General features: G+C 75.4%; 11 protein-coding genes. 8 read left to right on the top strand and 3 right to left on the bottom strand.

Going from position 1 to position 12,666, the window contains the following annotated elements; genetic code table 11:
* Positions 1–35: 35 nt before the first annotated feature.
* From AC2TEW_RS01325 to AC2TEW_RS01310, 4 genes are all read left to right on the top strand, one after another.
* Positions 36–755 (top strand): ABC transporter ATP-binding protein, encoded by a 720-nt coding sequence (locus AC2TEW_RS01325; protein ID WP_484621626.1) that lies wholly within the window; start codon positions 36–38, stop codon positions 753–755.
* Between the two features lie 67 nt (positions 756–822).
* Positions 823–2,055: an ABC transporter permease gene (locus AC2TEW_RS01320; protein ID WP_484621385.1), complete on the top strand. Its 1,233-nt coding sequence runs from the start codon at positions 823–825 to the stop codon at positions 2,053–2,055.
* 197 nt (positions 2,056–2,252) lie between these two features.
* Positions 2,253–3,491: a M64 family metallopeptidase gene (locus tag AC2TEW_RS01315; protein WP_484621384.1), complete on the top strand. Its 1,239-nt coding sequence runs from the start codon at positions 2,253–2,255 to the stop codon at positions 3,489–3,491.
* Positions 3,492–3,571: 80 nt separating this feature from the next.
* The gene (locus AC2TEW_RS01310) at positions 3,572–4,930 is read left to right on the top strand and encodes an MFS transporter (RefSeq protein WP_484621383.1); all 1,359 of its coding nucleotides are present in this window, start codon (positions 3,572–3,574) and stop codon (positions 4,928–4,930) included.
* A gap of 38 nt (positions 4,931–4,968) precedes the next feature.
* On the opposite strand, the gene AC2TEW_RS01305 is transcribed toward AC2TEW_RS01310, so the two are convergent.
* Both AC2TEW_RS01305 and AC2TEW_RS01300 read right to left on the bottom strand, forming a co-directional pair.
* Entirely contained in the window at positions 4,969–5,784 is an 816-nt protein-coding gene (locus tag AC2TEW_RS01305) for a BRO-N domain-containing protein (protein ID WP_484621382.1), read from the bottom strand.
* A 163-nt stretch (positions 5,785–5,947) separates the two neighbouring features.
* Positions 5,948–6,781 carry a maleylpyruvate isomerase family mycothiol-dependent enzyme gene (locus AC2TEW_RS01300; protein WP_484621381.1) on the bottom strand — a complete coding sequence of 278 codons (834 nt, stop codon included), beginning with the start codon at positions 6,779–6,781 and terminating at the stop codon, positions 5,948–5,950.
* Between the two features lie 163 nt (positions 6,782–6,944).
* Here AC2TEW_RS01300 and AC2TEW_RS01295 point away from each other — a divergent pair, with 163 nt between their 5' ends.
* From AC2TEW_RS01295 to AC2TEW_RS01285, 3 genes are all read left to right on the top strand, one after another.
* Positions 6,945–7,742 (top strand): carbon-nitrogen family hydrolase, encoded by a 798-nt coding sequence (locus AC2TEW_RS01295; protein ID WP_484621380.1) that lies wholly within the window; start codon positions 6,945–6,947, stop codon positions 7,740–7,742.
* 198 nt (positions 7,743–7,940) lie between these two features.
* A complete protein-coding gene (locus AC2TEW_RS01290) occupies positions 7,941–8,945 on the top strand; it encodes a GntR family transcriptional regulator (protein ID WP_484621379.1) in 1,005 nt (334 codons plus the stop codon).
* 76 nt (positions 8,946–9,021) lie between these two features.
* Entirely contained in the window at positions 9,022–9,669 is a 648-nt protein-coding gene (locus AC2TEW_RS01285) for a putative DNA-mimic protein (RefSeq protein WP_033821605.1), read from the top strand.
* A gap of 62 nt (positions 9,670–9,731) precedes the next feature.
* Here AC2TEW_RS01285 and AC2TEW_RS01280 read toward each other — a convergent pair whose 3' ends face one another.
* Positions 9,732–10,520, bottom strand: coding sequence for an SLATT domain-containing protein (locus AC2TEW_RS01280; protein ID WP_484621378.1), 789 nt, complete (start codon positions 10,518–10,520; stop codon positions 9,732–9,734).
* 469 nt (positions 10,521–10,989) lie between these two features.
* On the opposite strand from AC2TEW_RS01280, the gene purD reads away from it, so the two are divergent.
* Positions 10,990–12,240 (top strand): phosphoribosylamine--glycine ligase, encoded by a 1,251-nt coding sequence (gene purD, locus AC2TEW_RS01275; protein ID WP_484621377.1) that lies wholly within the window; start codon positions 10,990–10,992, stop codon positions 12,238–12,240.
* Positions 12,241–12,666 lie beyond the last annotated feature (426 nt).

The following is a 12,666-nucleotide window of genomic DNA, read 5'->3' as shown; positions in this document are numbered from 1 at the left end:
CGGCTCCGGAAGCGGTCCTCGCGGCGGCCCCTGACCTGGACCCCGGGGTGGCCGGGCAGGCGGATCCGCAGGCTGCTCCGCCGGTCATCCGGCTGGCCGGGGTGGGCCGCAGCCACCCCGGTCCGCCACCGGTCACCGCCCTGCACCCCTGCGATCTGACGATCCGTCAGGGCGAGTACGTGGCGGTCACCGGACCGTCCGGCTCCGGCAAGTCGACGCTGCTGCACCTGCTCGGGCTGCTGGACACCCCGACCACCGGCCGCTACGAGCTGGACGGCATCGACACCGCCGGCCTGCGCGACCGGGACCGCTCGGCCCTGCGCGGCCGCCGGATCGGCTTCGTCTTCCAGTCCTTCCACCTGCTCCCGCACCGCACCGCCGAGGAGAACGTGCTGCTGGCCCAGGTCTACAACCGCACCCCGCGGGCGCTGCGCCGGCGGGCCGCCCGGGCGGCGCTGGAGCAGGTCGGACTCGGCCACCGGACGGATGCGCTGCCGACTACGCTCTCCGGCGGCGAACGCCAGCGGGTCGCCATCGCCCGGGCGCTGGTCAACCGGCCCAGCCTGCTGCTCTGCGACGAGCCGACCGGCAACCTGGACTCGGCCAACGCCGCGGCCGTGCTGGAGCGTTTCGACCGGCTGCACCAGGAGGGCTACACCCTGGTGGTGATCACCCATGACCCGGCGGTGGCCGCCCGGGCGCCCCGGGCGGTGCGGATCGCGGACGGTCGGCTGAGCGAGCCGGTGGCGGCCTGAGATGGCCCGGTCCGCCGATCCCCGGTCCGCCATTCCCCGGTCCGCCGGTGCCCGGTCGGCGCTGCCCGTGGCACCGGCCCGGCTGGGCCCCGTCGACCTGGTCGCCGAGGCCCTGGCCGGGGTGCTCCAGCGGCCCGGGCGGTCGGTGCTGACCATGCTCGGCACCGTCCTCGGCATCGGCGCGTTCGTGGCCGTGCTCGGGCTGACCGCCACCGCCGCCGGACAGATCGGCCGCCAGTTCGACCTCACCAAGGCGACCACCGTCACGGTCACCGACCACCCGGCGCAGGACGGCCTCGCCCCCGGCGCCAGGCCGCCGACCAGCTTCCCCGCCGACGCCGACGCCCGGGCCGGCGCGATCGACGGGGTCAGCGCGGCGGGCGTCTGGTGGCGGGTGCCCGCGGACGGCCTGCGGATCTCGTCCTCGCCGACCGCCGACGGCACGGCCGGACAGGGCCTGTCGGTGTTCGCCGCCACCCCCGGCGCGGTCGCCGCGATCGGGCCGGCGCTGGCCGCCGGGGTGACCCTGGACCGCTACGTCGAGCAGGCCAGGCTGCCGGTGGTGCTGCTCAGCGAGGCGGCCGCCGGCCGGCTCGGGGTGACCCGGCTGGACGCCCAGCCGGCGGTCTTCATCGACGGCCTGCCCTACACCGTGGTCGGCGTCTACCGGGACGTCCAACGGCTGCCGGACACCCTGCTCGGCCTGATCATCCCCAGCACCACCGCGCTGGACCGCTTCGGCAATCCCGGCCTCGGCGACGAGCAGGCCGCCCACCTGCTGGCCGCCACCCGGACCGGCGCCGCCCCGGTGGTCGCCGCCCAACTGGCGGTGGCGCTGCGCCCGGACGCGGCCGAACGGCTCACCGTCACCCCGCCGCCGGACCCGCACAGCCTCCGGGACCACGTCACCTCCGACCTGACCGGCCTGTTCCTGGCCCTGGCGGCGATCTGCCTGGTGGTGGGGGCGGTCGGGATCGCCAACACCACCCTGGTCGCGGTGCTTGAACGGACCGAGGAGATCGGCCTGCGCCGCTCGCTGGGCGCCCGCACCCACCACATCGCCGCGCAGTTCCTCACCGAGTCCACCGCCCTGGGCACGCTCGGCGGACTGATCGGCACCGGCCTCGGCGTGCTGGTGGTCGTCGGCGTCGCCGCCGTACGGCAGTGGACCGCCGTCCTGCAGCCGCTGACCACCCTGCCGGCCCCGCTGATCGGCAGCCTGGTCGGGCTGCTGGCCGGGCTGTACCCGGCGGTCCGGGCCGCCCGTACCGACCCGCTGCAGGCGCTGCGCAGCCGCTGAGCCCCGGGCCGGAGGGCGCCGCGGACGCCGTCCGGCCGGCCGTTGTCGCGCCGGGGTGCGCCGAACCGGTGAGGCCTTGCTCCCATGGGGCGAACTTCCGTCCGCCGCCGACCGGGCGCGACACGCGCGGGGTACGTCTTCCCGACCACCCCACCCGAGCGCCCCGCCGGGTGACCGGAGCACCGAGGACGACCCGTATGCCGTCTGGCACTCATGGCCGCTTCGTCCGGAGTACCGCAGCGCTGGTGCTGATCTCGGCCGCCGCGCTGCCCGCCGCGCTGGAGCTGGCCGCACCCTCGCCGTCCACGGTGATAGGACCCCCGGCCGGTCCGCTCACCGACCACGCGGCGCCGCCGCGCAGCCCCCAGCAGGCGGACCTGCGGGCGCCCGGGACCGCACCGACCGTCGACATAAGGCGCTCCGGGGACCCGGCCAACCGGATCACCCTGGTCCTGCTCGGCGACGGGTACACCGAGGACCAGCAGGTGATGTTCCGGGACCAGGCGGACCGGGCCTGGCGCGCGCTGATGGAGATCGAGCCGTTCCGCAGCTACCAGGACTTCTTCAACATAAGGCGGGTCGACGTGGTGTCCCCGTCCTCCGGCATCGCCGAGGGCGAGAGCGGCAGCCGGAGCGTGAGCACCCCGCTCGGGATGCACTTCTGGTGCGAGGGCACCGCCCGGCTGCTGTGCGCCGACGAGTCCGCCACCGCCCGGTACGCGGGCGAGGGGGACGGGCCGCAGTACCTGATCGCCCTCGCCAACTCCAGCGAGTACGGCGGCGCGGGCGGCACCGGGGTGACCACCCTGGCCGGCGGCAGCCCGGACGCGGGCCGGATCATCCAGCACGAGATAGGGCACACCGTGGGCGAGCTCGGCGACGAGTACGACAGCGCCCCCGACGACGGCGGCTACCCCAACCTCTCCACCGTCGACGCCGAGGAGATGCGGCGCACCAAGGTGAAGTGGTGGCGCTGGCTGGACGCGCAGTCGCCGGACGGCGGCGGCACGGTCGGCGCGTACCGCAGCGCCAACGGGCTCTACCGGCCCACCGAGGACTCGGTGATGCGCACCCTCGGCGGCACCTACAACCTGCCCTCCCGGGAGGCGATCCTGGAGCAGATCTACCGGCGGGTCCGCCCGGTGGACGCGCCCAGCCCGGCGCCCGGCGCGGTGAGCGGTCCGACCAGGCTGACCGTGCACCCGCTGCAGCTGGTCGGGGCGCGGCAGCTGAAGGTGGACTGGACGGTGGACGGGGCGGCGGTGGAGCCGCAGGCCCCCGACCGGACCTGGCTGGACACCGCGATGCTGCCGCTGGCCCCCGGCCAGAAGGCCACGGTGAAGGCCACCGTCACCGACACCACCGACTGGGTGCGCGACGAGGCCTTCCGGGACGAGTTCATGACGCGTTCGGTGAGCTGGACCGTGACCGGCTGAGCGGCGGCCCGCCGCCCCCCGGGGCCCGGCCCGACCCTGCGGAATAGATCATTTGATGGGATGACTAGCCTGGGGTCACTATGACCGTGGACCCCGTGGGCACCGTCCGCTCCGTATCCGTACCCGGCCCCGGGCCCGCCGAGGCGTCCACGACCGCGCCGCCGCCGGCCCTGCCGGGGCCGCCCGGCGGCCGGGCCGCCTGGCTGGCCTGGTCGATCGGCTGCACGGTGTACGTGCTGGCCGTGGTGCACCGCACCAGCCTCGGGGTCGCCGGACTGGACGCCACCGAGCGGTTCGGGATCGGCGCCTCGGCACTGTCCACCTTCTCCATCCTCCAGGTGCTGGTCTACGCGGCCATGCAGATCCCGGTCGGCCTGCTGGTCGACCGCTTCGGGCCGCGGAGGGTGCTGCTGCTGGGCGTCCTGCTGATGAGCGCCGGCCAGCTGGCGTTCGCGCTCAGCACCTCGTTCGGGCCGGCGCTCGGCTCCCGGGCGGTGCTCGGCTGCGGCGACGCGATGACCTTCATCAGCGTGCTGCGGATCGCCGCCCGCTGGTTCCCGGCCGCCCGCAACCCGCTGGTCGCCCAGCTGACCGGACTCGCCGGGATGGGCGGCAACCTGGTCACCACCGTGGTGCTCGCCGAGGCACTGCACCGGGAGGGCTGGACCTTCTCGTTCGGGGTGATCGCGCTGGCCGGCGTCGCGGTCGCGGCACTGGTCGCCCTCGGGCTGCGGGAGGGCCCGGAGAGCGGGACCGCCGACGGGGCCGGCGCTGCCGCCGCCGGGCCGCGCCCGCCCGTGCGCCGGCAGATCCGCGACTCCTGGCAGGAACCGGGCACCCGGCTCGGCATGTGGGTGCACTTCACCACCGCCTTCCCCGCCTCGGCCTTCGGCCTGCTCTGGGGGCTGCCCTACCTGGTCGAGGGCCAGGGCATGAGCCGGGGCGAGGCCGGCGGACTGCTCACCCTGCTGGTGTTCAGCAACATGGCCTTCGCGCTGGTCTTCGGCCGGCTGGTCTCCCGGACACCCGCCGCCCGGATGCCGATCACCCTCAGCGTCATCACCGCCACCGCGCTGTGCTGGGCGCTCGCCCTGGCCTGGCCCGCCGGACACCCGCCGCTGTGGCTGCTGGTGGTCCTGCTGGTGGTGATGGGCAGCAACGGCCCCGCCTCGCTGGTCGGCCTCGACTACGCCCGCTCGTCCAACCCGGCGCAGCGGCTCGGCACCGCCTCCGGCATCGCCAACATGGGCGGGTTCATCGGCGCCATGCTCACCCTGCTGGGCATCGGCGTCCTGCTCGACGCGTTCTCGGACGGCGCCGGGTACACCGCGGACACCTACCGGTGGGCGTTCTGCTGGCAGTTCCTGCCGCTCGCGGGCGGCACGCTGATGATCCTGCGGCTGCGCCGGGCGGTCAGGCGGGCGGGCCGGCCCGCCTGACCGCCCGCCCGACCGACCGCCGGCGCACGGTCCGGGGTCTACAGTTCGCCGGCCTCGCGGAGCAGGGCGGCGATGCCGGCGGCGTCGCCGTGGATCCGGGCCCGGCCGAGCTCGCAGGTGAGCGGGCCGGAGCGGTGGGGCTCGCGGCCCGGCGGCCGCGGCGAGGCCAGCCGGCGGGCCAGGTCCACCATCTTGAGCCGACCGCAGCGCACCAGCGCCCGGCCGCCCCGGATCCCGACCCGCTCGACGCTCCGGCACTCGTAGTACGGGCCGAACGGCGGCCCGCTGTCCTCGCCGGGGCCCGGGACCACGAACGCCATCTCGCCGTGCCGGCAGTGCACCGTCCCGTCCGAGCGGAGGTGGACGCCCTCGTGGCCCTCCCGGTCGACCTCCGCCAGGATCTCCACCCGCCGGCCCACCGCCTCGGCGAGGCTCTCCGCCATCCGGTGCCGCTGCCGCCGGACGTCGGTGTCACCGCGCCGGATCGACGGCAGCAGCTCACCGGTGACCCAGTCCTGGAACGGCCGGGCGGCCGGCTTGTCGGAGCGCATGATCAAGGTGAAGAGGCCCGCCTCGCTCACCAGGTTCAGCGCCGGGTTACCGCGCCCGTAGGGTTTCCCACCTGCGGTTTCGTCATTACCCTCAGTCAGGTCTAGGGAAATCACGCGCCCGTTGACGGTCCGGGTCGCACCCGGTCCGGCGATCTTGCTGGCCTGGCTCGGGTTCGTCCTCCCCAGCACCTTGCACACGTCCGCCGTGACGAACCACGGCTCGCCGTCGATCATGACGACCCGGATCGGCTGCCCGGTGACCGGGAAGCTCGTCCTCACCAACACCATCTCGGCGTCGTTCATCCGCCGCCCCTCCTTCACTCGTGGTGACGGGCCGACCGGGACAACGAGGCCGAACGGACGGCGTACCGGCACCGTGCGGACGAACGGGAGTGCGGAGCGCGGACCCCGGCGTGCGGCCCGGGGCGTACATCCGGCCGGATGTAACGGCCGGTGGTGGGGACGATCAGGGCGTCAGTGCGAAGTTGTCCAGCACCCGGGCGGCCAGCTCGGTGTCGCCGTTGACCCGGACCGCGCCGCCCACCGCCTGCGGCCGGACCCGCCCGCAGGCGAGCCGGACGTAGGTCTCCCAGTCGAGGGTGAGCCGGACGTCCGGGGCAAGGGTGACCGAGGCGTCGACGGCGGCGCGGCCGCCCTCGTCCACCCGGACGGTGCGCTGGAACTCCAGCGGTCCGGTCACGTCGACCACGACCGCGGCGCCGGCCGGCGCCCCGGCCAGCTTGGCCACCACCCGGGGCAGGCCCTCGACCAGGAAGTCGCGGGTGACCGCGGCCGCGGGCGAGTCCAGGTTGCCCGGGACGCCCAGTGCGCGGCGCAGGTCCTGCTCGTGCACCCAGACGTCGAACGCCCGGGTCCGCAGCAGCTGGCTGTAGGGGACGTCCCGGGAGAGCGGCCCGGCCGGCCAGCGGACCAGGTCGTCGGGGCCCTGCTTGGCTCCCCGCAGGGCCCGGCTGCGCCGGATGACGGTGTACTCCAGCTCGCCGGTCAGCTCGACCGGCGTGTGGCAGCGCCGCTTGTCGACCGGCAGCTCCATGTACCGGGCGAACTCGCCGGTGACGTGCCGCAGGTCGCGCGGGAGGGAGTGGATCGGCCGGGGGTCGCCGAGCAGCTCGGACTCGACGCCGATGATGTGGGAGACCACGTCCCGGACCGACCAGCCGGGGCACTCGGTGGGCCGGTTCCACGCGTCGGTGGGCAGCGCGGCCAGCAGTTCGGATATCGACTCGATGGAGTGGAGCCACGCGTCGGTGTACGCCTGCACGGTCTGGTTCTCCGTCACGGGTATCTCCGGTCCTCCGTCAGCTTCCGTCCCACGCGGCCCGGGAGGGGGAGACTCCTGAGCTTCCGGGCGCACGCGCTACCCGCACGTTACGCTGCCGGGTGACAGCAGGGCAGCGCTTTCGGGTGATGATCGTAGGACTCTTGCCGTGGACGGTGGTACTGTGCGCGCTTCTTTGATCCAACTCGCGGTCTCCGACTCCGAGCCGGCCGCCGAACGGCGGGCCAGGGCCGCTGCGCTGGTCCGGGCCCAGGAGGGGGCGGACCTGGTGGTCCTGCCCGAGCTCTGGCCGCTGGGCGGGTTCGCCTACGAGTCCTGGGGCGCCGGGGCGGAGACGCTCGAGGGCCCGACCGTGGAGACCATGTCGGCCGCCGCCGCGGCGGCCGGGGTCTGGCTGCACGCGGGTTCGATCGTCGAGCGCGATCCGGACGGCCCGATCTACAACACCTCGCTGCTGTTCGCCCCCGACGGCGAGCTGGCGCACACCTACCGGAAGATCCACCGCTTCGGCTTCGACAGCGGCGAGGCGGTGGTGATGGGAGCCGGTCAGGAGATCGTCACCGCCGCCACCGACCTCGGCCGGCTCGGCCTCGCCACCTGCTACGACCTGCGCTTCCCCGAGCTGTTCCGGGCCCTGCTGGACGCCGGCGCCGAACTGCTGGTGGTCCCGGCCGCCTGGCCGGCCCGCCGCCGCGAGCACTGGACCCTGCTCGCCCGGGCCCGCGCCGTGGAGGAGCAGGCGTACGTGCTGGCCTGCAACACCGCGGGCACCCACGGCGGGGTCGAGCAGGCCGGGCACAGCCTGGTGGTCGACCCCTGGGGGCGGGTGCTGGCGGAGGCGGGCACCGAGGAGGAGGTGGTCACCGTGGAGTTCGACCCCGCGGAGGTGGCCAAGGCCAGGTCGGAGTTCCCCGTGCACCGCGACCGGCTGCTCGGCATCCCGGCACCGGTCCAGCGCTGACCGACCGTCCGGCGCGGACCCCGCGCCCCTGACCCTGCGCCCCCGACCGTCCGGCCCCGACCGCGGGTACCGGCCGGGGCGCCGCCCGGGGCCCGGGCCGCTCCCCGCCGTGCTTGACATGCCCGGCCGGGGTGTGCGCAACTTCTGAGAAGGTGAGCCTGCGTCGCGTTCAGGCCGGTGGAGGAGGGGGAGGTCGGGGTGCCCGAGTCGAGCATGTCCGGGTCCGGCCCCGGCCGTACCCTGCCGGGCTTCGGCGTACCGGGCTTCGGCCTGCCCGGGGCGGGCCTGGCCGGCGGCCCGGACGGCCGGGCCGCGATCAAGCGCAACAGCCTGCGCGAGCAGATCGCGGAGGCGCTGCGCGAGGAGATGATGGCCGGCCGCCTCCCGGCGGGCCGCAACTTCACCGTCAAGGAGATCGCCGACCTGTACGGCGTCTCGGCCACCCCGGCCCGGGAGGCGCTGGTCGACCTGGCCGCCCAGGGGCTGCTCCGGGCCGAGCACCACCGCGGCTTCACCGTCCCCGAGTTCGGCTGGGCCGACTTCCTGGAGATCTTCGAGGCCAGGACCCTGCTCACCGACAGCGCGATCCGCCAGCTGCTGGTCCGCGCCCCCGGCTACGACTGGAGCCGGCTGCCCTCGCTGCGCCGCCGGGCGGTCGCCGCCACCCAGGCCTCCCGGGCCGGGCAGCTGGACGTGCTGGTCGGGTGCGACCTGCGGTTCTGGCAGGAGGCGGCGGCACTGCTCGGCAACGCCCGGATCGCCGAGTACCTCGGCTGGCTGCGGGTGCAGTCGTGGATGTTCGCGGCGCCGTACCTGCGGGCGGCGGGCGACCTCGGCGGCGTCTGCTGGGACCGCCACGGCGAGCTGGTGGACCGGATCGAGGAGCGGGACGTGACCGGCGCCCAGCGCGTGGTCAACGAGTACAACGTCTTCACCGTCGAGCTGCTGGCCCGGCTGACCGGCCAGCCGCTGGAGTCGGTCTCGGTGCTGGCGCTGCTGCGCGACGCCCCGGCCACCGCGCTGTCCGGGCGCCCGCCGGCGGCGGCCGGAGCCGAGCGGGACGGGCGGGCGGAGCCGTCCGCCGGCCGGGCCGGGCCCGGCCTCGGCCGGGTGCCGCAGCCGCGCTTCGTCCCGCCGGGCCGGTTCGGGCGCCCGCTGCGGCTGCCGCAGCCGGAGAACGGGGAGCCGGCGCCGGGCCGGTAGGGTGGGCCGTCATTGTCCGCCCGCCGACGGTGCCCCGCGCACCGGCGCCCGCCCACCGGAGAGGGTGAGCCGGCCCATGGCCTGCGACCTCTGGCTCGTCCCGCTCGTGGACGTCCTGACCAACAGCCCCGAGAACCCGTTCCGGGACGACCTGGTCCGCTACAACGCGGTGCTCGCCGCCCACGGACTGCCCGAAGTCCCGGTCTACCAGTACGTACCGGGGATCAGCGGGGAGGTCGAGCCGATAGCCGCGTTCGACTACGACTCGCTGCACTTCCTGCGCCGGGCCTACATGCTGGGCCTCACCGGTTTCGAGATCACCCCGGTGGACGCGCTCGGCGGCGACTACGAGCAGCTGCTGGAGATGTTCGAGTCCACCGCCGAACAGTCCCACCTGGTCTGGCACTTCGACCACGCGGGGGCCTACGTGCCGGTCGACTTCCAGCTGCCGCTGGTGGACGACGGCCTGCTGGTGGCCGGCGGCCCGCTCGGCTCCTCGTTCGGGCTGCTGCGCGAACTCCAGGCGGTGGCACCGGTGCTGGGCATCGACGTGCTCAACCCGCCGGCCCCCACCCGCCCGCTCGGCCCGACCGAGCTGCAGCAGCCGTTCGGGCCGCCGCTGGACGACCTGCACCCGTACGCCCGCGAGCGGCACGCCTGGGCCGGGCTGTACGCGGCCGCCACCCGGAGCGTCACCCAGGGCTCCATGGTGGTCTTCGCCTGACCGGCCGGGCCCGGACCCCCGGGCCCGCCGTCGCGCGCCCCGGCCCGGCCGGGGCACGCGGCTCAGCGCAGCGGGCCCTCCGGCGGCCGCTGGCGCGGCATGGTCGGCCGGGTGCCCGGCGGCGGCAGCACCCGCACCTGGGCGCCCACCCCGATCTCGCTGCGGCCGCCCCACAGGCCCGGCGCCTGGGTGGGCAGCTGGGTCATCGAGGCGCGGAACTCCAGCATCCACTCCGAGGTCTCGCTGCGGACCATGTCCGAGACGTCCTCGCAGAACCGGCGCAGCACGCCCAGGCAGCGCTCGGCGGCCTCGCTGGCGGTGCCCTCGGTGGGGCCGAGCACCTCGCGGACGCACTCCGAGGCCCAGTCGAACTGGAAGGCCTCCAGGCGGCGCTGGAGCGCCTGCGCGGTGGAGACGTCCCGCATCCAGCCCGAGGTCAGCCCGAAGGCGCGGTCGGCCAGCAGGCAGGCCGCCGACAGCGCCAGTCCGACGTACCCCCACTCGGCCGCCCGCTCCAGCACGCCGGTCAGCGCGACCAGCGGGCCGCTCACCCCGGCGACCGCGAAGGCCGCCGCGCCGAAGCGCAGCAGCCGGGCCCAGCGGCGCTTCCAGACCCGGTCCCGGCGGTACCAGTCGATCGCCTCGACCGCCCGCTCCTCGGACCAGCGGTAGAGCTCCTCCAGCCGCTCGGCGGGCTCGCCCCAGTCCCCGAGCGGGAACTGGCGCGCACTCAGGTCGGCGCGGCGGCGCGTGGGGGCGCGCCGCGCGGTGACGGGCAGGGCGGGCTGGTCCTCCTCGCCGACGTCCTTGCCCCAGGCACTCTCCTCGGGCTGCATTTCCGGCTGGCTCACCTGTGGCGCTCCCTGTGGCGGGGTGACTGCGGCGGTCCGGAGGGTACCGGGACCGACGGTAAGTGGATCTGATGCTGCATCGGTCCGACGGCCGGTCCGGCCGGTCCGGGCCGGGCCCGGTCCGACGCCGCGTGCGGGTGCGGGCCGCCCATGGTGTCGTGTCCCGGCGCGCGGCCGGGCATCGGTCCAACAGCACTTCTTACCGCCAAATGGCTGACCGTGGGGGCGCTTCGGCGGTGATCGTTATCGGAATTCACCTCCGGAACACGAGGTGGGAGGGTTGCGGCGGGTGGCGAGATTTCACCCTTCCGAGCGAGGCGTGCGCGGCGCCGGTCACTGACCTGGGGGCCTGCCGGGGCCGCCGGACTGGAGGTTCGCACAAAAGCGGGGCCGGAATCGCCCGTCCGGTTCGGAGCTTCGGACGGAGCCGGGAGCGGCCGCCGAACGGCCACCGACTACCCTTCCAGACGTGAAGGTCCTCGTCATCGGCGGCGGCGCCCGCGAACACGCCCTGTGCCGCTCCCTGTCCCAAGATCCCGCCGTCAGCGAGCTGCACTGCGCCCCGGGCAACGCCGGGATCGCGCAGGTGGCGACGGTCCACCCGGTCGACCAGCTGGACGGGGCGGCCGTCGCCGCCCTGGCCCGGCAGCTCACCGCCGACCTGGTCGTGGTCGGCCCGGAGGCCCCGCTGGTCGCGGGCGTCGCCGACGCCGTGCGCGCGGCCGGCATCCCGGTCTTCGGGCCCTCCGCGGCCGCCGCCCGGCTGGAGGGCTCCAAGGCCTTCGCCAAGGACGTGATGGCCGGCGCCGGGGTCCCCACCGCCCGCGCCTACGTCTGCGCCACCCCCGCCGAGGCCGCCGAGGCCCTGGACGCCTTCGGCGCCCCCCACGTGGTCAAGGACGACGGCCTGGCGGCCGGCAAGGGCGTCGTGGTCACCTCCGACCGCGAGGCCGCCCTCGCCCACGCCGCCGCCTGCGGGCAGGTGGTCATCGAGGAGTTCCTGGACGGTCCCGAGGTCTCGCTCTTCGCGATCACCGACGGCGAGACGGTGCTGCCGCTGGTGCCCGCGCAGGACTTCAAGCGCGCGCTGGACGGCGACGAGGGCCCCAACACCGGCGGCATGGGCGCCTACTCGCCGCTGCCGTGGGCCCCCGCGGGCCTGGTCCAGGAGGTCCTGGAGACGGTCCTGCAGCCGACCGTGGACGAGCTGCGCCGCCGCGGCACCCCGTTCTCCGGCCTGCTCTACGCGGGTCTCGCGCTGACCTCGCGCGGCACCCGGGTGATCGAGTTCAACGCGCGCTTCGGCGACCCGGAGACCCAGGTGGTGCTGGCCCGGCTGGAGACCCCGCTGGCGGGCGTCCTGCTGGCCGCCGCCACCGGCACCCTGGACACCCTGGAGCCGCTGCGCTGGCACGACGGCGCCGCCGTCACCGTGGTGATGGCCTCCGAGGGCTACCCGGCCGACCCGCGCACCGGTGACGTGATCGAGGGCCTGGACGAGGCGGACGCCGCCGACGGCACCGGGTACGTGCTGCACGCCGGGACCCGGGCGGACCGGGACGGCCGGGTGCTCACCGCGGGCGGCCGGGTGCTGTCCGTCACGGCGGTCGGCACCGACCTGGCCGAGGCCCGCGACCGGGCGTACCGCGAAGTGGCCCGGATCGGCTTCAAGGGCGCCCAGTACCGCACCGACATCGCGCGCGAGGCGGCCGCCGGCTGACCCGCACCACCCGCGCCGACCAGGGCGCCGTCACCGGGCCACCCGTCCGGCGGCGGCGCCCTGCGGATTTCCCGGAGCCCGCCCCGGGCGCGGCCGGCGCAGGATTTCCCCTCCATCGGGTGACTCCTTGGGTATCCGGCTGACGGGACGCCGCGGACCGCCGTAGGGTGCGCTGGATCGCCGCGACCTGCTGGGAGCCGCTGCGGACGCCGCCGGTGGCGGCACCGTGCCGGGGGGATGCTGGGGGCCGCCGGTGTGCGGGCGCCGTCACCAGGACGGGTGGAAACCCGGGCGATCCGGAACACGCAACCGCACGCGGGCGTCAAAACTGTCAGAAGTGCCGCACAAGATGCACAACCGGGGGCCGGCTCCGCCGTTTCCCGTTCGGATATTGATCGTTTCCGAGAGGTCTCGGGTGCCCCGACC

The sequence above is a fragment of the Kitasatospora sp. NEAU-CNBT7 genome (assembly GCF_057220535.1).
This window is presented reverse-complemented; position numbering and strand designations above follow the sequence as displayed.

Bases quoted from the DNA above. Each gene is read 5' to 3' on its own strand.
- AC2TEW_RS01310 (WP_484621383.1), top strand. From the start codon at position 3,572: ATGACCGTGGACCCCGTGGGCACCGTCCGCTCCGTATCCGTACCCGGC.
- AC2TEW_RS01285 (WP_033821605.1), top strand. From the start codon at position 9,022: ATGGCCTGCGACCTCTGGCTCGTCCCGCTCGTGGACGTCCTGACCAAC.
- AC2TEW_RS01305 (WP_484621382.1), bottom strand. From the start codon at position 5,784: ATGAACGACGCCGAGATGGTGTTGGTGAGGACGAGCTTCCCGGTCACC.
- AC2TEW_RS01315 (WP_484621384.1), top strand. From the start codon at position 2,253: ATGCCGTCTGGCACTCATGGCCGCTTCGTCCGGAGTACCGCAGCGCTG.